At 63.5% G+C, this 19,387-nt stretch carries 19 protein-coding genes; 8 read left to right on the top strand and 11 right to left on the bottom strand.

Features of this window, described 5'->3' with window-relative positions; genetic code table 11:
• Positions 1 to 10 precede the first annotated feature (10 nt).
• Positions 11 to 1,363: a c-type cytochrome gene (locus tag K6G35_RS11390; protein WP_495675740.1), complete on the top strand. Its 1,353-nt coding sequence runs from the start codon at positions 11 to 13 to the stop codon at positions 1,361 to 1,363.
• Between the two features lie 62 nt (positions 1,364 to 1,425).
• On the opposite strand, the gene K6G35_RS11385 is transcribed toward K6G35_RS11390, so the two are convergent.
• The 3 genes from K6G35_RS11385 to K6G35_RS11375 form a co-directional block, all read right to left on the bottom strand.
• A complete protein-coding gene (locus K6G35_RS11385) occupies positions 1,426 to 2,508 on the bottom strand; it encodes an SRPBCC domain-containing protein (protein WP_008648074.1) in 1,083 nt (360 codons plus the stop codon).
• Positions 2,505 to 2,861, bottom strand: a complete 357-nt coding sequence (locus K6G35_RS11380; protein WP_008648072.1) for an ArsR/SmtB family transcription factor — start codon at positions 2,859 to 2,861, stop codon at positions 2,505 to 2,507. The genes K6G35_RS11385 and K6G35_RS11380 overlap by 4 nt, the downstream gene beginning before the upstream one ends.
• Before the next feature lie 157 nt (positions 2,862 to 3,018).
• Complete coding sequence (locus tag K6G35_RS11375) at positions 3,019 to 3,501, bottom strand: hypothetical protein (RefSeq protein WP_008648070.1); 483 nt, start codon at positions 3,499 to 3,501, stop codon at positions 3,019 to 3,021.
• Between the two features lie 155 nt (positions 3,502 to 3,656).
• On the opposite strand from K6G35_RS11375, the gene K6G35_RS11370 reads away from it, so the two are divergent.
• Together K6G35_RS11370 and K6G35_RS11365 are read left to right on the top strand one after the other, a co-directional pair.
• A complete protein-coding gene (locus K6G35_RS11370) occupies positions 3,657 to 4,418 on the top strand; it encodes a hypothetical protein (RefSeq protein WP_186424920.1) in 762 nt (253 codons plus the stop codon).
• 29 nt (positions 4,419 to 4,447) lie between these two features.
• Positions 4,448 to 5,347: a class I SAM-dependent methyltransferase gene (locus K6G35_RS11365; RefSeq protein ID WP_286881730.1), complete on the top strand. Its 900-nt coding sequence runs from the start codon at positions 4,448 to 4,450 to the stop codon at positions 5,345 to 5,347.
• A gap of 54 nt (positions 5,348 to 5,401) precedes the next feature.
• Here the strand turns inward: K6G35_RS11365 and K6G35_RS11360 are convergent, their stop codons facing one another.
• Positions 5,402 to 6,988, bottom strand: a complete 1,587-nt coding sequence (locus tag K6G35_RS11360) for an ABC transporter substrate-binding protein (protein ID WP_008649339.1) — start codon at positions 6,986 to 6,988, stop codon at positions 5,402 to 5,404.
• 78 nt (positions 6,989 to 7,066) lie between these two features.
• Between K6G35_RS11360 and trmB the strand changes: the two genes are divergently transcribed.
• The gene (trmB, locus tag K6G35_RS11355; RefSeq protein WP_286881729.1) at positions 7,067 to 7,732 is read left to right on the top strand and encodes a tRNA (guanine(46)-N(7))-methyltransferase TrmB; all 666 of its coding nucleotides are present in this window, start codon (positions 7,067 to 7,069) and stop codon (positions 7,730 to 7,732) included.
• Positions 7,733 to 7,804: 72 nt separating this feature from the next.
• Here the strand turns inward: trmB and K6G35_RS11350 are convergent, their stop codons facing one another.
• The 6 genes from K6G35_RS11350 to K6G35_RS11325 all read right to left on the bottom strand — a co-directional run bounded on the left by K6G35_RS11350 (position 7,805) and on the right by K6G35_RS11325 (position 15,183).
• A complete protein-coding gene (locus tag K6G35_RS11350) occupies positions 7,805 to 9,007 on the bottom strand; it encodes a DUF2863 family protein (RefSeq protein ID WP_008649341.1) in 1,203 nt (400 codons plus the stop codon).
• Positions 9,008 to 9,111: 104 nt separating this feature from the next.
• Positions 9,112 to 9,246 carry a hypothetical protein gene (locus K6G35_RS11345; RefSeq protein ID WP_008649342.1) on the bottom strand — a complete coding sequence of 45 codons (135 nt, stop codon included), beginning with the start codon at positions 9,244 to 9,246 and terminating at the stop codon, positions 9,112 to 9,114.
• Positions 9,247 to 9,417: 171 nt separating this feature from the next.
• Positions 9,418 to 12,123: an aconitate hydratase AcnA gene (gene acnA, locus K6G35_RS11340; protein ID WP_008649344.1), complete on the bottom strand. Its 2,706-nt coding sequence runs from the start codon at positions 12,121 to 12,123 to the stop codon at positions 9,418 to 9,420.
• Positions 12,124 to 12,311: 188 nt separating this feature from the next.
• Positions 12,312 to 12,863: a hypothetical protein gene (locus K6G35_RS11335; protein WP_008649346.1), complete on the bottom strand. Its 552-nt coding sequence runs from the start codon at positions 12,861 to 12,863 to the stop codon at positions 12,312 to 12,314.
• A gap of 222 nt (positions 12,864 to 13,085) precedes the next feature.
• On the bottom strand, positions 13,086 to 14,066 hold the full coding sequence (locus K6G35_RS11330) for an HpcH/HpaI aldolase/citrate lyase family protein (RefSeq protein ID WP_286881728.1): 981 nt from the start codon (positions 14,064 to 14,066) through the stop codon (positions 13,086 to 13,088).
• Between the two features lie 133 nt (positions 14,067 to 14,199).
• Positions 14,200 to 15,183 (bottom strand): malate dehydrogenase, encoded by a 984-nt coding sequence (locus K6G35_RS11325; RefSeq protein ID WP_008649349.1) that lies wholly within the window; start codon positions 15,181 to 15,183, stop codon positions 14,200 to 14,202.
• 391 nt (positions 15,184 to 15,574) lie between these two features.
• On the opposite strand from K6G35_RS11325, the gene K6G35_RS11320 reads away from it, so the two are divergent.
• The gene (locus tag K6G35_RS11320) at positions 15,575 to 16,429 is read left to right on the top strand and encodes a GntR family transcriptional regulator (RefSeq protein WP_008649351.1); all 855 of its coding nucleotides are present in this window, start codon (positions 15,575 to 15,577) and stop codon (positions 16,427 to 16,429) included.
• 65 nt (positions 16,430 to 16,494) lie between these two features.
• Here the strand turns inward: K6G35_RS11320 and K6G35_RS11315 are convergent, their stop codons facing one another.
• Positions 16,495 to 16,785, bottom strand: coding sequence for a hypothetical protein (locus K6G35_RS11315; RefSeq protein WP_152415047.1), 291 nt, complete (start codon positions 16,783 to 16,785; stop codon positions 16,495 to 16,497).
• A 17-nt stretch (positions 16,786 to 16,802) separates the two neighbouring features.
• Between K6G35_RS11315 and sdhC the strand changes: the two genes are divergently transcribed.
• From sdhC to sdhA, 3 genes are read left to right on the top strand one after another with little or no spacing between them, the layout of a single operon-like run.
• Complete coding sequence (gene sdhC / locus K6G35_RS11310) at positions 16,803 to 17,213, top strand: succinate dehydrogenase, cytochrome b556 subunit (RefSeq protein ID WP_008649352.1); 411 nt, start codon at positions 16,803 to 16,805, stop codon at positions 17,211 to 17,213.
• A gap of 11 nt (positions 17,214 to 17,224) precedes the next feature.
• Positions 17,225 to 17,590 carry a succinate dehydrogenase, hydrophobic membrane anchor protein gene (gene sdhD, locus K6G35_RS11305; RefSeq protein ID WP_008649354.1) on the top strand — a complete coding sequence of 122 codons (366 nt, stop codon included), beginning with the start codon at positions 17,225 to 17,227 and terminating at the stop codon, positions 17,588 to 17,590.
• Positions 17,591 to 17,593: 3 nt separating this feature from the next.
• On the top strand, positions 17,594 to 19,372 hold the full coding sequence (sdhA, locus tag K6G35_RS11300; RefSeq protein WP_008649356.1) for a succinate dehydrogenase flavoprotein subunit: 1,779 nt from the start codon (positions 17,594 to 17,596) through the stop codon (positions 19,370 to 19,372).
• The last annotated feature ends 15 nt before the right edge of the window (positions 19,373 to 19,387 follow it).

The raw sequence follows: 19,387 nt of genomic DNA, 5'->3' as shown, positions 1-19,387 counted from the left end.
GGTGATGGCCATGAAAGCAAGCAAGAAAGCAACAATGGTGGTGGCGGTGTCGGCGCTGCTGGCGGCGTCGGCGTGGACCATCGGCGCGTTCGCCGATGACCGGCAGGGCGATTCGGCGACTGCCGCGCAAGTGTCGGGCGCCGATGCGCAACTGGTCGAGCGAGGCCGCTATCTCGCGACGGTGGCCGACTGCGCGGCGTGCCACACGGCGAAGAACGGCAAGCCGTTCGCAGGCGGTCTTGGTATTGAATCGCCGATTGGCCGGATCTATTCGACCAACATCACGCCGGACAAAAGCTCCGGCATCGGCAAGTTCAGCTACGACGATTTCGATCGCGCCGTGCGCCACGGCATAGCCAGGGACGGCTCCACGCTGTACCCGGCCATGCCCTATGCCTCGTATGCGAAGGTGAAGCCGTCCGACATGCAGGCGCTATACGCGTACTTCATGCGTGGTGTGCAGCCAATCGAGCGGGCCAACAAGGCGACCGATATTCCATGGCCGCTGTCGATGCGCTGGCCATTGCGTTTCTGGCGCATGGCTTTCGCCCCGGAGGTGGCCACCGACGACCCGCCGGTATCCAATGACCCGGTGGCGCGCGGCCGCTATCTGGTGGAGGGGCTCGCGCACTGCGGCGCCTGTCACACGCCTCGTGGCTGGGGGTTGCAGGAGAAGGCGCTGAGCGATGACGGCAAGACCTATCTCTCGGGAGGCGTGATCGATAACTTCCTGGCGAAGAATCTACGCGGCGACGGGAAGGATGGTCTCGGTACGTGGACGCAGGACGAGATCTTCGCGTTCCTGAAGAGCGGGCGCACCAAGCATTCAGCGGCATTCGGCGGCATGTCGGAAGTGGTCGAGAACAGCATGCAGCACGTGAACGATGCTGATCTGACGGCGATTGCGGCATACCTGAAGACGCTGGCGCCAGTGAATCCCAGTGCGGCCGTGTTGACGGCGAATGCCAGTGCGACGGACAAGCTGCGCGCCGGAACGGATCGCAGCAACGGCGCGCTGACTTTCGTCGACAACTGCGCCGCATGCCACCGCACGAGTGGCAGTGGCTACGAGAGTACGTTCCCGAGGATCGCGCTCAGCTCAACCGTGAACAGCAACGATCCAACGTCGCTGATCCACATCGTCCTGGTGGGTGGTGAGATGCCGTGGACGAAGACCGGCCCGACGCACTACGGGATGCCCGGATTCGCCAAGCGTCTGACGGATCGGGATATCGCCGATGTGCTGACGTTCGTGCGGACGAGTTGGGGGAATCAGGCGCCGCCGGTCAGCGCGGACCAGGTAGCGAAGGTGCGCAAGTCCGTTGGCGCAGCGTCTCAGCCGAAACGGCCTGAGAACAACTGACGGACGGGAAAGCGGGAGGCCGGCGCCTCCCGCTTTCCGCTACCCGCTGGTTGGGGCTCTGGCTAGCCGAAGTTCGGCTGTGTGGCCGCGTAGCTGGGCCGTGCCCGCATCGCTGCGTGAGCGCGCCGGATGTTCGGGCGTGATTCCAGCATCGCGGCACTTTCCGGAAAGCGTCCCAGGTACTCCACGATCGGGGCGAAGAACAGATCGGCCATCGTCAGCGTGTTGCCCGCCAGAAAATCGCGACCGCCATAGGCATGCTCGAGCGCATCGAGCTGTTTGGCGATGTCGGGCAGGGCGGCGTCGATCGTCTTGCGGTCAGGCTGGCCGTTCTCGCCGCTCGGGAAGACGTACTGCAGCACGTAGCGGCGCACCATGGCGTCATACGCGTGGCAGTTGATGAGGCTGATCCATTGCTCGCAGCGTGCGCGGGCCGTGGGGCCGGCCTGCGAGATCAGGCTTGGGCCATCGAATGCTTCCTCGATATAGCTCAGGATGGCGCGTGTCTCGAAGAACTCCAGCGGGCCGTCGGTGAAGGCCGGAATGCGGCCGAACGGGTTGTGCTTCAGCAACTCGGGGTCCCGCGGCGTCAGAGGATCGAGCTTGTACGCAATGCCTTTCTCTGCCAGCGCCATGCGCACGGTGCGGACATAGGTGCTGCGGCCATCGCCATAGACGGTGACGGTACCCGCGCTGCCTTCGGCATCCACGTAGTCGCTCAGACGGTTGAATACCGATTGCCAGCCGCTGGTGTGCGCATCGCGTGTGGCGGTGTCCGGGAAACCGCTGTGACGCATGTGCAGGAGCGTGCCGCCGTCCTTGTCTGTCAGGGTCACCTCGATCAGCGTGCGGGTGCCTTCGGGCAACTCGCCACCTTCCCACTGCCAGGTGTAGGCCAGGAAATTGGCGCGGTCGATCTTCTGGTACTCGCCGCCGACCATGTGCTGCGACCCGTCACGGCCACCCATCACAAGCCGATAGCGCCCGCCGACCCGTGCATCGGCGCTGGCTTCCAGCACGCGCATGCCGCGCGGGCAATGCCAGGCCGCGAGCGCCGCCTGGTCCGTGAACGCATCGAAGACCCGTTCGCGCGGCGCGCGAATCTGGCGGGTCATCTCCAGATGAAACGTAGCAGCTTCGGTCATGACTTGAACCCCTTGTCATCGGTGACGGTATGCGCCTGCTCGACAAAGGCGACGAGCCTGTCGAGGTTGTCCTCCCAATGCCGCCGATACGTTTCCAGCCAGCCATGCGCGTCGCGAAGCGCACCGGGGCGCAAGTGACAGATGCGCCAACGCGCGTTGACTTCCCGCTCGATCAGCCCAGCATCGGCCAGCACACGCAGGTGCTTGGAGATGGCTGGAGCCGACATGTCGAACGGACGGGCGAGTTCGCTCACAGGGGCTTCACCTTCCGCCAGCCGCGCAAGAATCGCGCGACGGGTGGGGTCGGCCAGGGCGGCGAAAACCGAGGAGAGCGGGTCGTCGGAATTGGGCATGCGCTCATTTAACTCATTGGTTAAATGAAGATCAAGGGCTGTTACATATGATCTTTGCTGCGCTGAGTGGAGGGCAGTTGTCGCCTGCCGGGCGATACCCAGCCAGGCGACAATTTTTGATCGGAAGCTGCTTGGCGGCTAGAAGCGGAAGAGCCCCTCAGGCCGTCGTATTGACCACACCGCCGGTGCTCGAGCCACTCTCTTGCTGCATGGCCTCGGCCAGCTTGGCGTACGCCTGCGACAGCGCGGCGTTGGTGGAGGACACGGCGCCTTGCAGGGTAGCGACGGTGCTCGCCTTGGTCCTTTCGTCGGTCTTGGCGTTCTGCGCCGCCTGGAGCTGCTGCATCTGGGTGGCCAGCAGTTTCTGAAGCGTTTCGATCTGCTGCTTGATCGCCTTGATGACCGCCGATTCGGTGTCGCTGCTGCTGGAGCTGTCCGTGCCGCCGGCACCCGCAGCGCCGCCGGCGCCGCCAGCCTTGCCGCTGAATGCGGCGCCGTTTACCCGGCCGTTTGCCGACGCGCTGGAATCCTGTGCGCTGGCCTTGCCCGTGCTGTCCGTGCCGTCCTGCGACGCCGAAGTGGTGACTGCGGCGCCACTGGCGGTGAAGACCTGCGGTGTAACGCTGGTGATAGATGTCATGTTCTGGTTTCCGATCGGAAGAGAGCCTATCCGTTGATCGGCCGGCGCCGGCAAAACTTTAGTGCCATCGCCGCTGTCCTACTGGCTTCCTTCGGCATCTGTCACAATCGCGGCCATGCATTCTTCCGGTCGTTCTTCTTCAGGATTGATTTGATATGTCCAATCTCGGTATCGGCGGCATCGGCCTGCACGTGATCGTGGCGATTTTCTTCGCCGTGCACGCCGTTCGCACCCACCAGAACATGTACTGGTTGCTGCTGCTATTCCTGTTCCCCGGCCTGGGCAGCATCGTCTATTTCTTCGCCGTTTACTTGCCGAGCCTGCGCGATTCGCGCGGGGCGCGGGCAGCGTCGCGGGCGATCAAGCAAATCGTCGATCCGAACCGGGCCGTGCGCGAAGCGCGCGAGGCATTTGACCGGGCGCCGACTGTCGATCACCGCATGCGCCTGGGCGCTGCCTTGCTGGAAGTGGGCAATGCGGCCGAGGCGCTCGAGCACTATCAGGCTGCAGCCAACGGCCCGTTTGCGTCCGATTCGGCCTTGCTTGAGGGGCTGGCGCGCGCCCAGGTTGCCACGGGCCGCCATGCCGATGCGCAGGCGACGCTTGAGAAGCTGTTTGCCGCGCATCCGCAGGCGCGCGACCAGGCCGAACCCGCATTGCTTTACGCGCGTGCGCTGTCCGCGCTCGATGCGCCCGGCACGCGCGACGCCTTCGAGCGCGCGCTGACCTGCGCCAGCGATGCCGCGCCGCGCTGTCTGTATGCCGACTGGCTTTCCCGCCAGGGTGATGCAGCCGACCGCGAGCGCGCCAAGTCGCTGTACTCGGAAATTGTTCACGACGCGCGCCACTGGCCGCGTCACGCCCGCGAGCACAATCGCGAATGGCTCCAGCGCGCGCAGGTCGCGCTGGGCCAATGATCCGCGCCTTGAGCGCGTTGTATTCCTCCATGACGCTTTTGAAACGCAAATCTATCGAGGCCGTGGCCTCACGCCGCCCCGCGCGCGGCGAACGTGAAACCTCGCGCAGGAAGCTGTCCGGCGACGCCGTCGATGTCGACAATGCCGGCGAGAAGCGCATGACGCCGCGCTTCGCGCCAGTGACGTTCTCGGAAATGGATGGCGTGCGCTATCTCCATTTCGGCACCGAGTGGGTGCAGGGCGCGATGCGCCTGCGCAAGCCCGATGCGATCGAGCTCGAGTACGCCCAGCAGATGATGGCGTGGCTGCTGTTCCTGTCGCCGTCGGCTGCGGATTTCCACGTGGCGCAGCTGGGCCTGGGCGCTGCCGCGCTGACCAAGTTCTGCCATCGCCAGTTCGCGCGCGCGAAGGTGACGGCGGTCGAGTTGAATCCCGCCGTGATCGTGGCCGGCCGCAGCATGTTCGGTCTGCGCGAGGACGATGCGCGTCTGACCGTGCGCGAGCAGGACGCATGGGACTTCGTGATGGATGGCGCGCAGACAGCGTCGATCGACGCATTGCAAGTCGACCTGTACGACGCCACCGCGCGTGGCCCGGTCCTCGACACCACGGCGTTCTATCGTGCCTGCCGTCGCGTGCTCAAGGCGCCTGGCGTGATGACGATCAACCTGTTCGGAGACCACGAGAGTTTCCCGAAGAATATCGTGCGTATTTGCGATGCGTTTGACAATCGCGTGCTGGTGTTCCCCGAGGTGCATGACGGCAACGTCATCGCGCTGGCATTCAACGGGCCGGCGATCGACGTGTCTTGGGAAACGCTGGAGGCGAGGGCGGAAGTGGTGGAGTCCACCACGAAGCTGCCGGCGAAGGACTGGGTGAAGAAGCTGCGCGCGGCGAATGCGCGGCAGGAAGAACGGCTGGTGATCTGAAGTCGCGCTTTTTCTCCCCCTCCCACCCGGTGGGAGAGGGGAGTCAGGCCACCATCATTCCTTATGGAAGAACTGCGCGAGCGACCACTCGTCGGTGCGCGCCTCATAGCGCAGGCCCTTGCGCATCGCCCACATCGCCAGTTGGCTGTGCGACGGGATGATCGCGTGGTCGGCCAGCGCGAACCTGGCCGCCGCGCGGGCATTCTCCTCGCGGGCCTTGTCGCTGGAGATCGTCGTCAGCGATTTCTCGATCAGTTGATCGAGCTGCGGATTGCTGTACTTGCCCCAGTTCCACGTGCCGTAGCCGGTCTTCGGGTTTGGAGTACCCGTGATCGAGCGCAGCGCCACGTCGGCAGCGGCCGATCCCCAGCCTAGCATCTCGAATGCAAAGTCCCCCTGGCGCGCGCGCGTGAAGTACGTGGCCACGGGCAGCGTCTCAACCTTGGTCTGGATGCCGATACGCGTCAGCATCCCGGCCGTGGCCTGCGCCACCTGGGCGTCATTCAGATAGCGATTGTTCGTGGCGTGCAGCGTCAGGCCGAAACCGTCCGGATATCCTGCGGCGGCCAGCAGCTTCTTCGCGCCTTCCACGTCATAGGCGTCCGGCTTGGTGCCAGGATGGCCAAAGATCTGCGGCGAGACGATCGACGAGGCCGGCACCGCCAGGCCTTCCATGATGCGGCTGACGATGGCGTCGCGGTTGAGGGCCTTGCTGATCGCCGCGCGCACGCGCGCATCCTTGAACGGATTCTTGCCGAGCGGCTTGCCTGCCTTGTCTGTGACGAACGGCGGGTTGTCGCGTGACTGGTCCATCTGCCAGAAGATCGTGCGCCACGACACGGTCTGCTCGATCTTGAATTTCGGGTTCTGCTTGAGCTTCGCCACGTCGGCGGATGGCACGCTTTCGATCACATCCACATCGCCGGCCAGCAGGGCGGCCGAGCGCGCGCCGTTGTCGGTCAGGATCCGGAAGATTGCGCGGTCCCATTCGGGCTTTGGCCCCCAGTAGTCGGGATTCTTCGCCATCACGATTTCCTGGCCGCGCGCGAAGCGCACGAACTTGAACGGACCCGTGCCGATCATCGCCTTGCCTGAATCGAAATCGGCCTGGGTCAGGTTCGCGGCGATCTTCTTCGGCATGATCGGCACGCTGTTCAGATCGTTGGCCAGGTTCGCATAGTTCGGCACGCTCATGGTCAGGCGCACGGTCAGCGGGTCGGGCGTGTCGATGCGGGCGATCGGCTTGGTGTAGCTGGTGAACGACCCCGGCGCGTTAGTCAGCTTCTCGGGCCGCTCCAGTGACGCCTTGACGTCCTCGCTCGTGAACGGCGAGCCGTCATGCCATTTCACGTTCGGGCGGAGCTTGATCTCCCACGTGATCGCGTTGAGCGGCTTCCACGACAGCGCGAGGCCGGGAATGTAGCGCGCGTTCTTGTCCATGAACACCAGCGACTCGAAGATATGGAGTGCGATGGCGTTGTTCGGGCCCGAGTTGTTCCAGTGCGGGTCCATGGACGTCACGTCGGCGGCCAGGCCGATGCGCAGGTCTTCGGCATGAGCCGCCTGGGCGGGCAACAGCGTGAGCGCGGTGGCGCTCAACGCAATCGAAAGGGATGCTTGCAGCAGCGTGCGGCGGATCATCGGTGGGCTCCTCGTACGGTGTTCGGCCATATTGTGCCGGTAACTATACATCGTTGCAGACCCAGTACAATCGCGGCCATGTTTGCCAATTCCCGCACGATTTCGTCGGCACAGTCCGATATCCATGAGCATCTGGCCACGCTGGTGGAGCGTCATCTGGCCGAGCCATTCCGCAAGCCGATTGGCGCGCCGAGCCAGCACGCGTTCGATGCGGCCATCGACGCGTGGCAGCGGGCGGGTAGCGCGCCGCTGATTCTCGATGCGGGCTGCGGTGTCGGGGAAAGCACGTTGCGTCTCGCCACGGCATTTCCGGATCACTATGTCATCGGTGTGGATCAATCGGAAAAGCGCCTGACGGCCGGCAAGGACTGGTGGGATGCACCCCTGCCCGAGAATTTCCATTGGGCACGCGCGGATCTGGTCGATTTCTGGCGGTTGGTGCAGAGCGCCGGTGTGCGGGTCACGCGGCACTATGTGCTGTATCCGAACCCGTGGCCCAAGATTGGCCATTTGAGCCGGCGCTGGCATGGGCACGCCGTATTTCCCGCGCTGGCGGCGTGCGGTGACTATCTCGAATGCCGCAGCAACTGGAAGATCTACATCGACGAGTTCTCGGCCGCGCTGACGATGGTGGGGCGCCCGGCGCAAACCGAATCGTGGCAGCCGGAGGCGCCGATGACGCCGTTCGAACGCAAGTACGCGGCGTCAGGGCATGGCTTGTGGCGCTGCGTGAGTGTTCGATGAGTGTTCGATGAGCGTCGGATGAAATGAAAAACCCGCCAGATCTGGCGGGTTTTTCATTTTCGGACTGCGCGGTCAGTGGAACAGCGGCTGTTGCGTCGGCGCGTCCTCGGGCAGTTCCGCGTGGACGATTTCGCCGGAGCGGTCCGCGTAGAGCGGGGTGCCGCAATCCTCGCAATACTCGGGATCGAACAGCGCCGCATGGCGGAAGATGTCCTCGACACCGGCGTTGCGCAGCTCCTCGCAGATCTGCTCGACCGGATTGCCCTTTTCCTCGGCATCGGCCTCGCCAGCTTCGCGGCCATAGACAGGCCAGACGATGCCGTAGATCACTTCCTTCTCGCCACGCATCGTGAAGCCGACGCGATATTCCTCAACCACTTCCTCGCCGAACCCGGCCACCACGGCGGCCAGTTGGCCGGCCGGCACATCGAGCGTGCCGCACAGGTAGTTCACGGCGGCGCGCACGGTCAGCGGACGGATGCTCTTGTCCGATTCGCGGCAGGACAGGAAGAAGGCATCCGGCAGCAGCAGTTCGAACTCGCAGCCGGGCAGCAGGAGCGCGACGGTCGGCTGCACCTGCTGGCGCCACTGTTCGAGGCACACCGAACGCTCGGCGTGGTGCTCCTTGGCATCTTCCTGCCAGCGGAACAGCGCGCCTTCGTGCGGGGCCACCACCACGGCCAGCAGGTAGCGCGGATCGGCCAGGATCGGCGCGGTTTCGGGCAGATCACGCAGGTCCACCTTCGGCATGGTCCCGGCCAGTGCGGCAGTAGCCAGCTTGTGGGTCAGGGCGAAGGTGTCGCTATGGCTGCGCGGCAGTTGGTCGATGCTGTAGAGGTACGGCGACAGCGCCACCTTGGTGCCGGTGGCCAGCACATGCGCCTGCAGATGCACGGCCAGCGTCTGGGCCAGTTCCGGCTTCAGCGCGCCCGATGGAATCGCGTAGCGTGTATGGGCCAGGATCGGTGCCGCGATCAGCAGCACATCCAGCTTGGCGCCGTCGACTTCGATGGTGGCCGATTCGGCCAGGGTTTCGGCCTGTTCGGCCAGCACGTCGGACGCATCGGCGTTGTGCTTGAACAGGTGTTCGAGCGCGGCGTCGAGCGCGGTCTGGCTGCCGTTTTTCAGCAGGCGATGGAGCCGCTGCGACAGCCGACGCTCCCAATACCCGTCCTCCATGCGGCTGCCCGATGCATCCAGGGCGAGCGCGTCGGCCACCAGCCGTTCGGCGTCAGGAGAGAGTCTGGCGGAAGACTTGGGGCGAAAACCTGCCATATATGTAGAGAACGTCCGTTTTTCGTAAAACGGTATTCTACTCGTTGCGCAGGCGGGTGCAGTCCTCGCGAACCCTCAATCAGGCTGTTGTTTGCATTGTTGGATTACTTTTGAGCCGCCGGTGCGTGCGATTCGGTGCTGTGCGACTCGCCAGCCATCGAAACCTCGCCGCCGCCCTTGGTCAGCAAGTACAGGCAGGCGCCCGCCACGACTACAAAAGCGATCAGAATCTTCACCATGTGATGTCTCCGTCTTTGTCTTGGTATAAGTCACGCTGAATCCGTGTGGGGCGAGTCTGGCAGTGCAGGCTTGCGCAAAACTTACGCGACGGGGTGGGGATTACCCGCAAAAACAAAACCGCCGCCCCGCTTTGCAAGCCGGGACGGCGGTTTCGGTCAGCGGCTGGCGAATCAGGCGGCCAGCAGTTGACGCAGCACGAACGGCAGGATGCCGCCGTGGTTGTAGTAGTCGACCTCGATCGGCGTGTCGATGCGGAGCAGCACCGGTACGCGTTGCGTGTCGCCGTTGGCGCGGTGGATGACCAGCGTCACGTCCTGCTGCGGCTTCAGGTCGCCTTCGATGCCTTCCACGTCGAAGGTTTCGTTGCCGACGATGCCGAGCGACTGCACGCTGTCGTTGCCCTTGAACTGCAGCGGCAGCACGCCCATGCCCACCAGGTTCGAACGGTGGATACGCTCGAAGCTGCGTGCGATCACGGCCTTCACGCCCAGCAGCTGGGTGCCCTTGGCCGCCCAGTCGCGCGACGAGCCGGTGCCGTACTCTTCGCCACCGAACACCACTGTGGGCGTGCCTTCGGCAATGTACTTCATCGCGGCGTCATAGATCGACAATTCCTCACCGGTGGGCTGGTGCAGCGTGATGCCGCCTTCCACGCGGGAGCCGTCGGCCTTGACCGGGATCATCAGGTTCTTGATGCGGACGTTGGCGAACGTGCCGCGCATCATCACCTCATGGTTGCCGCGGCGCGAGCCGTAGCTGTTGAAGTCGGCCTTGAGCACGCCATGCGACAGCAGGTACTTGCCGGCAGGTGAGGTGTCCTTGATCGAACCGGCCGGGGAGATATGGTCGGTCGTCACGGAGTCGCCGAACACGCCCAGCGCGCGGGCGCCACGGACGGTCACGGCTTCGCCGGTCGGCTCGAGCGCGAAGTCCTGGAAGAACGGCGGCTCGGCGATGTAGGTCGACTTCGGCCAGTCGTAGACCTGGCCCTTCGTGCCCTTGATTGCCGCCCACAGCTTGCTCGGCTTCCTGACCTGCTCGTAGTTGCCCTTGAACGTCTTGGCGTCCATCGCGTACTTCAGCAGCGCATGGATTTCTTCCGACGTCGGCCAGATGTCGCCCAGCCAGATGTCCTTGCCACCCTTGCCCTTGCCCACTGGCTCGGTCATCAGGTCGCGCGTGACGTTGCCGGCGATGGCATAAGCCACCACCAGCGGCGGCGATGCCAGGAAGTTGGCGCGGATGTTCGGGTGGATCCGAGCTTCGAAGTTGCGGTTGCCCGACAGTACGGCGGCGGCCACGATGTCGTTCTGCACGATCGTGTCGTTGAGCGCCTGGGTCAGGTCGCCGGCGTTACCGATGCAGGTGGTGCAGCCGTACGCGGTGACGCCGAAGCCGAGCTTGTCCAGGTACGGCAGCAGGCCGGCGGCCTTCAGGTATTCCGTGACCACGCGGCTGCCAGGGGCCAGCGACGTCTTGATGTGCGGCGCGACCTTCAGGCCAGCTTCCACGGCCTTCTTGGCCAGCAGACCGGCGGCCAGCAGCACGCTGGGGTTCGACGTGTTCGTGCACGACGTGATCGCGGCAATCAGCACATCGCCGTTGTGCACCTTCACGCCGTCGGCGTTCGTGTACTCGCGGTCCAGGTCTGCGACGTCCTTGTTGAAACCGTTCTCGGCCACTGGCTTGGCAAACAGCGACTTGAACGTTTCCTTGACGTGGCCAATCTCGATACGGTCCTGCGGGCGCTTCGGGCCGGCCAGTGACGGGGCCACGGCGCCCAGGTCCAGCGTCAACGTCTTGCTGTAGTCGATCTCGCCAGCGCGCGGAACGCCGAACATTTTCTGGGCGCGGAAGTAGCCCTCGAACGCGGCGATTTCCTCGTCGGTGCGGCCCGTGCCACGGAAATAGTCGATCGTCTTCTCGTCGACCGGGAAGAAGCCCATCGTCGCGCCGTACTCGGGCGCCATGTTGCCGATCGTGGCGCGGTCCGGCGTGGTCAGGCTGGCCGTGCCTTCGCCGAAGAATTCCACGAACTTGCCGACGACCTTTTCGCGACGCAGCATCTCGGTGATGGTCAGCACCAGATCGGTGGCCGTTACGCCTTCGCGCAGTCGGCCCTTCAGTTCCACGCCCACCACGTCCGGGGTCAGGAAGTAGACCGGCTGGCCCAGCATGCCGGCTTCGGCCTCGATACCTCCCACGCCCCAGCCGACTACGCCAATGCCGTTAATCATCGTGGTGTGGGAATCGGTGCCGACGAGGGTGTCCGGATAATAGACGCCATCCTTCTTGTGCACGCCGCGCGCCAGATATTCCAGGTTGACCTGGTGCACGATGCCGAAGCCGGGCTGCACCACGCCAAAGGTGTCGAATGCCTGCATCCCCCACTTCATGAACTGGTAGCGCTCGTTATTGCGCTTGAATTCCAGTTGCATGTTCAGGTCCAGGGCGTTCTTTTCGCGGAAGTGGTCGATCTGCACCGAGTGATCGACCACCAGGTCCACGGGAACCAGCGGCTCGATCTTCTTCGGGTTCTTGCCCATCTTCTCGGCCACGTTGCGCATGGCAGCCAGGTCGGCCAGCAGCGGCACGCCCGTGAAGTCCTGCAGCACCACGCGGGCCACGACGAACGGGATTTCATCCACGCGCTCGGCGTTCGGCTTCCAGTTGGCCAGTTGGCGGACGTGTTCCTCGGTCACCTTCTTGCCGTCGCAGTTGCGCAGCACGGATTCCAGGACCACACGAATCGACACCGGCAGGCGTTCGATCTTCACGCCCAGGGCCTTGCCCAGCTGGGGCAGGGAATAGTACTGGCCGCGGCCGCCAGTGCCGAGCTTGAATTCTTTCAGGGTGTTATTGAGATTGTGGGGCATTGCCTGACTCCAATCGAAGGGTGACGCGGGACGCTTCTGAACATTCTTATTCTTAAGACCCCGGTGCGCGATTGGGTTCCGCCGCCATGCAAGCGGCGCGGCCGGCGGGACCGGACGCGCACCGTTACCACGACTCGGCCTGACCCCGAGCGGGTCAGGCAAAGGTAAAACAGGACTTTACTGCGGAATTATTGCTTCGGTGCGGATTGTGCGGATGCGGGTTGCGCATCTGCCGGCTGGGCCGGTTGCGACGGAGCCACCAGCAGCGGCGTGGCCACCGGGGCGCGCAGCGCGCCGGCAACGGTCGGCGCGGAGCCGCCGGCCTGCATGTCTGCCGTCTGGCATTCGTCCGCCAGGCGCTGACCGAGGTTCCGGTTGAACAGCATGGCCTTGCTCGGGATCACCACCAGATCCATGCCGGTGCGTTGGTCGAAGTAGCGGTCGGCGCCGGTCACGGTGTTCTGGCGCGGCAGGCGGTAGACCTTGCCTTCCCAGTTCACGCCGATCACCTCGTCACGCTGCATGTTGCCGGTGATGTAGAGCGCATGGCCCAGTTCGCATTGCCACTTTTCGCCGGCCGGCGCTTCAACCGGGGCGGCTGCCTCGGTCTTCTTGGTGGTCTTCTTCGAGGCCGTCTTCTTGGTAGCGGCCGGTTTCTTGGCCGGTTCCTGGGCCAGCGCGGCGCCGGCGGATGTCAGGGTCAGGGCGCCAAGGCAGGCGGCCAGCACGATGTGTTTCATTGTGTCTTCCTTCCGGTTTTCTGAATAATCAAAAACGGCTGTTAGTCGTACGGTCCGCTGGGGAGCGCCGGGGGGCGCTCCGGCTACAACTTTCCGCCGCTATTCTCTACGATTTGCCCCACGGGGCGAAGCCCGTCGGTCATTGGTTACACAATTGTCCGCGGACGGTTTGTCATCGGCCACTTCAGGGCAAAAATGAGCAGTCCGCGTTTCGGACTGGTGTCAGTCGAAGAACAACTCCGTCACCGGCGAGGGCAGTTTCGTGCCAGTGGCATGGGCACGCTGCAGCAGCGACCAGTAATAGCGATAGCTTGCGCGGTCATGGAGTTGGCCGTCGTGGCGGATCGGCGCCCAGTTGTTCTCGTGCGCCGCGAGCAGGATCTGGCTTGCCGCGCCGATCTCGCTGTTCCCGGGGCGGAAGGCCGACACAATCGGTTCGATCTGGCCCGGATGAATGCTCCATTTACGCAGATAGCCGAATTCGGCGCGCGCCCGGTATGCGTCGTCGCCCGAGCGTTGGGGGTTCTGCACATCGGTGCTGACATTGTGTGACGGCACTTTGCCATGGCGGTGGCAGGCTGCCGAAATCTCGAGCATGGCCCGGCGGATCAGCGGATGCTCGAACTGCTCCGGCGAGCGCATGGCCTCGCCCGGAATCGCGCCGTGGTGCGCCGAGACAAAATCCATCAGGCCGAAGCTCAGGCACTCCACCTGTACGAGCGAGGCGATGTCGAAGACTTGCTCGAGCGCCGAATGTGTCTCAATCAGCACGTGTATCGGGATGTGGCGGGCAATGCCGGACGCGCGCGCCACCTGGTTCACGTGATCGGTCACGCGGGCCACTTCCACCACGTCGGTCACTTTCGGGACCACTACATAGGCCAGTCGGGCGCCGGCTGTCCTCACCAGGATGTCGACGTCCTCGCGCCAGCCCGGGTGCGCCGGGTCGTGGATGCGCACGCCCACGCGGTTGTGCGCATTTTCGGCACTGTTGATCAGTTGCGCGCACAGCGTGGCGTGCTGGCGTTCGAGCCCGACCGCTGCGCCGTCCTCGCAGTCGAACGTGATATCAAACACTGGCCCGAGCGCTTGCTGCAGGGCAAGCGATTTGCGCATGAGCTTTTCGCTACCGGCATAGTGGTCACACACCGGCAGTTGCACCGGAATGGCTTCGCCCTGAAACAAGACCTCGGATGGATGCACGTTAAATACGGAGAAAATGTAGGGTTATTCAAAAATGGGATTTACGCGCCCAAAAGAAAAACCGGGGTCCGCGCCGATTTTCGAGAATCGATGCGGAACCCCGGTCTTTCATGAGCGGGTGGCTCGCGGAGGATCAGCCCAGCAGGTGTTGCACGCCGGCACGCTCTTCTTCCAGTTCCTTGAGCGTGATGTTGATCTTCTCCTGGCTGTACGCGTCAATTTCCAGACCCTTGACGATTTCGTACTTGCCGTTGGCCGTGGTGACCGGGTAGCCGAACATCACATCGTTCGGAATGCCGTATTCACCGTTCGACGGGATGCCCATCGTAACGACCTTGCCGTTCGAGCCCAGCACCCAGTCGTGCACGTGGTCGATGGCGGCGTTGGCAGCCGAAGCGGCCGACGACAGTCCACGGGCCTCGATGATGGCGGCGCCGCGCTTGCCAACGGTCGGCAGGAACACGTCGTTGTTCCACACCGGATCGTTGATCATGTCCTTGACGCTTTTGCCGTCGACGGTGGCGTAGCGGTAGTCGGCGTACATCGTCGGGCTGTGGTTGCCCCAGACGAACATCTTCTCGATCGACGACACCGGCTTGCCGGTCTTGGCGGCGATTTGCGACAGGGCACGGTTGTGGTCCAGGCGCAGCATGGCGGTGAAGTTCTCGCGCTTCAGGTTCGGCGCCGACTTCATGGCGATGTAGGCGTTGGTGTTGGCCGGGTTGCCGACCACCAGCACCTTGACGTCGCGGCTGGCCACTTCGTCCAGGGCCTTGCCTTGCACCGTGAAGATCTGGGCGTTGGCTTCGAGCAGGTCCTTGCGTTCCATGCCCTTGCTACGCGGACGCGCGCCCACCAGCAGGGCAACGTCGGCATCCTTGAAGGCGACCTTGGGGTCGTCGGTAATGACCACGCCGGCCAGCAGCGGGAACGCGCAGTCTTCCAGTTCCATCACCACGCCCTTGACGGCGGCCTGGGCTTGCGGGAGATCGAGCAGTTGGAGGATGACCGGCTGGTCTTTGCCGAGCATGTCGCCGTTGGCGATGCGGAACAGCAGGGAATAGCCGATCTGGCCAGCGGCGCCGGTGACTGCGACGCGCATTGGGGCTTTAGCCATGAGTAAGTCTCCAAACGAAAAGAGGGGGTAACCGGTCGGTGGCGCTTGGGTCTCCAGGGTATGGAGCGGCCCGGCGCGTCACCGGGTGCTGGTCGCGTGTCGCCACGAAGGCAGGCGGGCGTCCGCCGCGGAACCCGCGGGCATTCGCGCGTGACCGGGCAACGAGAGTGCGCTTCCGGCCAGGTGCAGGCGTCGTGGGCGACAAGGCGTAAGTCTACTACTGCTGAGTGGTGCGTCGCATCCCGCAAAGGGGTATTCGGGAGCAACGGCACGGACCTGCGCGAGTGTAGGGTGAGCCCTGATTGATGTCAATTCATATGTCTTATATAAGACATAAGACATTTCATAGCGTGCTGGACGTGATTCTCGCTTTTGTGGTTGAATCCGGGCTATGTCATCCCTGCCTACGTCCCTGCCCGCAGCCGCCGCCAATGGCGCGCCGGAATCGGGCGCCCCCCAAAGCGGCGCCGGGACGCAGCCGTCCACGAACGCGCCGGGCGCTGCAGTCGCCCCCGCGACGGCCGCGCCGTCGCCGACTTTCAGCCCACTTTACCAGCAGATCAAGGCCCTGATCATGCAAAGCCTGCAGACGGGCGAGTGGAAGCCGGGCGAAATGATTCCGAGCGAGATGGATCTGGCTGCCCGCTACAAGGTGAGCCAAGGCACCGTGCGCAAGGCCATCGACGAACTGGCCGCCGAGAATCTGGTGGCGCGTCGTCAGGGCAAGGGCACGTTCGTGACTACCCATTATGAGGACGTGGTTAAATTCCGCTTCCTCCGTCTGGTACCCGACGAGGGCGAACCCCATTACGGCTCCAGCCGCGTGCTCGAATGCAAGCGGTTGCGTGCGCCTGCCGAGATCGCCCGCCTGCTAGATATTCGCACTGGCGATAGCGTGGTGCAGATCCGCCGCGTGCTGACTTTCTCGAATGAAGCCACGGTGCTGGACGAGATCTGGCTGCTGGGCGCCAACTTCAAGGGCCTGACGGCCGAAAAGCTCAACGAGTGGAAGGGCCCGATGTACGCGCTCTTCGAGGGCGAGTTCGGCACGCGGATGATCCGCGCCACGGAGAAGATCCGTGCGGTGGTTGCCGATGATACGGCGGCGGAATTGCTGTCGGTGGCACCGGGCTCACCGCTGCTATCGGTGGAGCGTGTTTCATTCACATATGGTGACCGCCCGGTGGAAGTCCGCCGCGGTCTGTATGTCACGACGCGGCACTATTACCAAAACGACTTGAGTTAATGCGCGATGGCGATGGGAGAGCGGTCCAGGGCGTCGATTATTGTGGCGCGTGTATGGGACCTGCTTCAACCATTGTCGAGCGTGAATGGAATGGCCAGATTTTTCCCGCCTGAAACGGTACAAACACTGTCGCGTGCGATTGTCGGGCACGCCGTGTTGGTGCGCGATAGGCGAAAATTATTGGTGCGCCGCGCAACAAAGGCGCTAAAATCATCTGGATTTGCTCCACTGCATTCATTTGCATCCAGTGTCACCCACACGCTTGATGCAATCCGGTGCAGCCACGGTACCCGCTGTGGCGCGCCAATGCAATTGGGAGCAATGGCAGTGTCGTACTTTTGCTGTTTTCTTTTCACCGCAAATGGGGTCTCGCATGGCTGAAGCCGTCAAACAAGCCAGGCCGGAGTTCCGGAACATCGGTATCGCGCAAATCTCGCGCTATCGGTTGCCCTGGGCCGGCAAGGTATCCATCCTGCATCGCGTAAGCGGCGCAATGATGTTCCTCCTCCTTCCTTTCGTTCTGTACCTGTTTGAGCAGAGCGTCACCTCCGAACTGAGCTTCGCCAAGTTCTCGGCCCTGCTGTCCAACGGCTTCATCAAAGTTGTGATCCTGGCCCTGATCTGGGGTTACCTGCATCACTTCTGTGCCGGCATCCGATTCCTGCTGCTCGATGTGCACGTTGGCGTAACCAAGCCCGCCTCGGCCAAGTCGGCTGTCACGGTGCTGGTGGTCAGCCTGCTGCTCACCCTGATCTTCGGTCTGAAGCTGTTCGGTCTGTTCTGAGGAGAATCAAGGTGGCAAACAATAATATTGGTCCCAAGCGCCTGGTTGTCGGCGCGCACTACGGTCTGAAAGACTGGCTCGCGCAACGCGTTACCGCGGTCATCATGGTGGTGTTCACCGTGGTGCTCGCAGCTGTGTATCTCGCCTTCGGCAACCCTTCGTACGAAGGCTGGTCGGGTCTCTTCGCCAATCAGTGGATGAAGATCCTGACGTTCCTGACCATCCTGTCCCTGCTGTTCCATGCGTGGATCGGCGTGCGCGATATCTGGATGGACTACGTGAAGCCGATGGCCGTGCGCCTCGTGCTGCAAGTTCTAACGATTCTGTGGCTCGTCGGTTGCGCGGGCTACGCTGCTCAGATTCTCTGGAGGGTGTAATAAATGGTCGCAGTCAAGACTGGATTGCCGCGTCGCAAATTTGACGTGGTCATCGTCGGGGCGGGCGGCGCCGGGATGCGCGCATCCCTCCAGCTCGCGGAAGCCGGCCTGAACGTGGCCGTGCTGTCGAAGGTTTTCCCGACGCGCTCGCACACCGTGGCGGCGCAGGGCGGTATCGGTGCTTCGCTCGGCAACATGAGCGAAGACAACTGGCACTATCACTTCTACGACACCATCAAGGGCTCGGACTGGCTGGGCGACCAGGACGCCATCGAGTTCATGTGCCGTGAAGCACCGAAGGTCGTGTACGAACTCGAACACTTCGGCATGCCGTTCGACCGTAACGCCGATGGCACGATTTACCAGCGTCCGTTCGGCGGCCACACCGCCAACTACGGCGAAAAGCCGGTGCAACGCGCTTGCGCGGCCGCTGACCGTACCGGTCACGCGCTGCTGCACACGCTGTACCAGCGCAACGTTCGCGCCAAGACCCACTTCTTCGTCGAATGGATGGCGCTGGACCTGATCCGCGACGAGGACGGCGACGTGCTGGGCGTGACCGCGCTGGAAATGGAAACCGGCGAAGTCTATATCCTCGAAGCCAAGACCACGTTGTTCGCGACCGGCGGTGCCGGCCGTATCTACGCGGCTTCCACCAACGCCTTCATCAACACCGGTGATGGCCTGGGCATGGCGGCACGTGCCGGCGTCCCGCTGGAAGACATGGAGTTCTGGCAGTTCCACCCGACCGGCGTGGCCGGCGCGGGCGTGCTGATCACGGAAGGCGTGCGCGGCGAGGGCGGTATCCTGCGTAACAAGGATGGCGAGCGCTTCATGGAGCGCTATGCCCCGACGCTGAAGGATCTGGCTCCGCGTGACTTCGTGTCGCGTTCGATGGACCAGGAAATCAAGGAAGGCCGCGGCTGCGGTCCGAACGGCGACTACGTGTTGCTCGACCTGACGCACGTCGGCGCCGAGACGATCATGAAGCGTCTGCCGTCGATCCGCGAAATCGGCATGAAGTTCGCCAACGTCGACGCGATCAAGGAACCGATCCCCGTGGTGCCGACCATCCACTACCAGATGGGTGGCATTCCGACGAACTTCCACGGTCAGGTCGTGGTGCCGAAGAACGGCAACCCGAACGAAGTGGTCAACGGCTTCTACGCCATCGGCGAATGCTCGTGCGTGTCGGTGCACGGCGCCAACCGCCTGGGCACGAACTCGCTGCTCGACCTCGTGGTGTTCGGCCGTGCGGCCGGTAACCACATCGTCGCCAACGCGATGAAGCAGAAGGAACACAAGCCGCTGCCGGCAGATGCCGCCGACCGCGCCATGGCCCGTCTGGCCAAGCTGCAGGGCACGACCTCGGGTGAATACACCCAGGACGTGGCCAACGATATCCGCCGCAACATGCAATCGCACGCCGGCGTGTTCCGTACGCAGAAGCTGATGGACGAAGGCGTCGAGCGCATCCTGGAAGTGGCCGAGCGCGCCAACAACATCCACCTGAAGGACAAGTCGAAGGTCTTTAACACCGCGCTGGTGGAAGCCCTGGAAGTGTCGAACCTGGTGGAAGTTGCCAAGGCAACGATGATATCGGCCGCAGCCCGCAAGGAATCGCGTGGCGCCCACGCCCATAGCGACTTCCCGAATCGCGACGACGAGAACTGGCTCAAGCACACGCTGTTCTACAGCGAAGGCAACCGCCTCGACTACAAGCCGGTGAAGATGCAACCGCTGTCGGTGGAATCGGTTCCGCCGAAGGCCCGTACGTTCTGATACCCGCGTCGTAGA

Source organism: Cupriavidus sp. HY129 (assembly GCF_059492215.1).
The sequence above is the reverse complement of the archived record's forward strand: the minus strand, read 5'-3'. Positions and strand labels throughout refer to the sequence as shown.

Coding starts and splice junctions, on each gene's coding strand:
- K6G35_RS11390 (WP_495675740.1), top strand. CDS start 11: ATGAAAGCAAGCAAGAAAGCAACAATGGTGGTGGCGGTGTCGGCGCTG.
- K6G35_RS11385 (WP_008648074.1), bottom strand. CDS start 2,508: ATGACCGAAGCTGCTACGTTTCATCTGGAGATGACCCGCCAGATTCGC.
- K6G35_RS11380 (WP_008648072.1), bottom strand. CDS start 2,861: ATGCCCAATTCCGACGACCCGCTCTCCTCGGTTTTCGCCGCCCTGGCC.
- K6G35_RS11375 (WP_008648070.1), bottom strand. CDS start 3,501: ATGACATCTATCACCAGCGTTACACCGCAGGTCTTCACCGCCAGTGGC.
- K6G35_RS11370 (WP_186424920.1), top strand. CDS start 3,657: ATGTCCAATCTCGGTATCGGCGGCATCGGCCTGCACGTGATCGTGGCG.
- K6G35_RS11365 (WP_286881730.1), top strand. CDS start 4,448: ATGACGCTTTTGAAACGCAAATCTATCGAGGCCGTGGCCTCACGCCGC.
- K6G35_RS11360 (WP_008649339.1), bottom strand. CDS start 6,988: ATGATCCGCCGCACGCTGCTGCAAGCATCCCTTTCGATTGCGTTGAGC.
- trmB (WP_286881729.1), top strand. CDS start 7,067: ATGTTTGCCAATTCCCGCACGATTTCGTCGGCACAGTCCGATATCCAT.
- K6G35_RS11350 (WP_008649341.1), bottom strand. CDS start 9,007: ATGGCAGGTTTTCGCCCCAAGTCTTCCGCCAGACTCTCTCCTGACGCC.
- K6G35_RS11345 (WP_008649342.1), bottom strand. CDS start 9,246: ATGGTGAAGATTCTGATCGCTTTTGTAGTCGTGGCGGGCGCCTGCCTG.
- acnA (WP_008649344.1), bottom strand. CDS start 12,123: ATGCCCCACAATCTCAATAACACCCTGAAAGAATTCAAGCTCGGCACT.
- K6G35_RS11335 (WP_008649346.1), bottom strand. CDS start 12,863: ATGAAACACATCGTGCTGGCCGCCTGCCTTGGCGCCCTGACCCTGACA.
- K6G35_RS11325 (WP_008649349.1), bottom strand. CDS start 15,183: ATGGCTAAAGCCCCAATGCGCGTCGCAGTCACCGGCGCCGCTGGCCAG.
- K6G35_RS11320 (WP_008649351.1), top strand. CDS start 15,575: ATGTCATCCCTGCCTACGTCCCTGCCCGCAGCCGCCGCCAATGGCGCG.
- sdhC (WP_008649352.1), top strand. CDS start 16,803: ATGGCTGAAGCCGTCAAACAAGCCAGGCCGGAGTTCCGGAACATCGGT.
- sdhA (WP_008649356.1), top strand. CDS start 17,594: ATGGTCGCAGTCAAGACTGGATTGCCGCGTCGCAAATTTGACGTGGTC.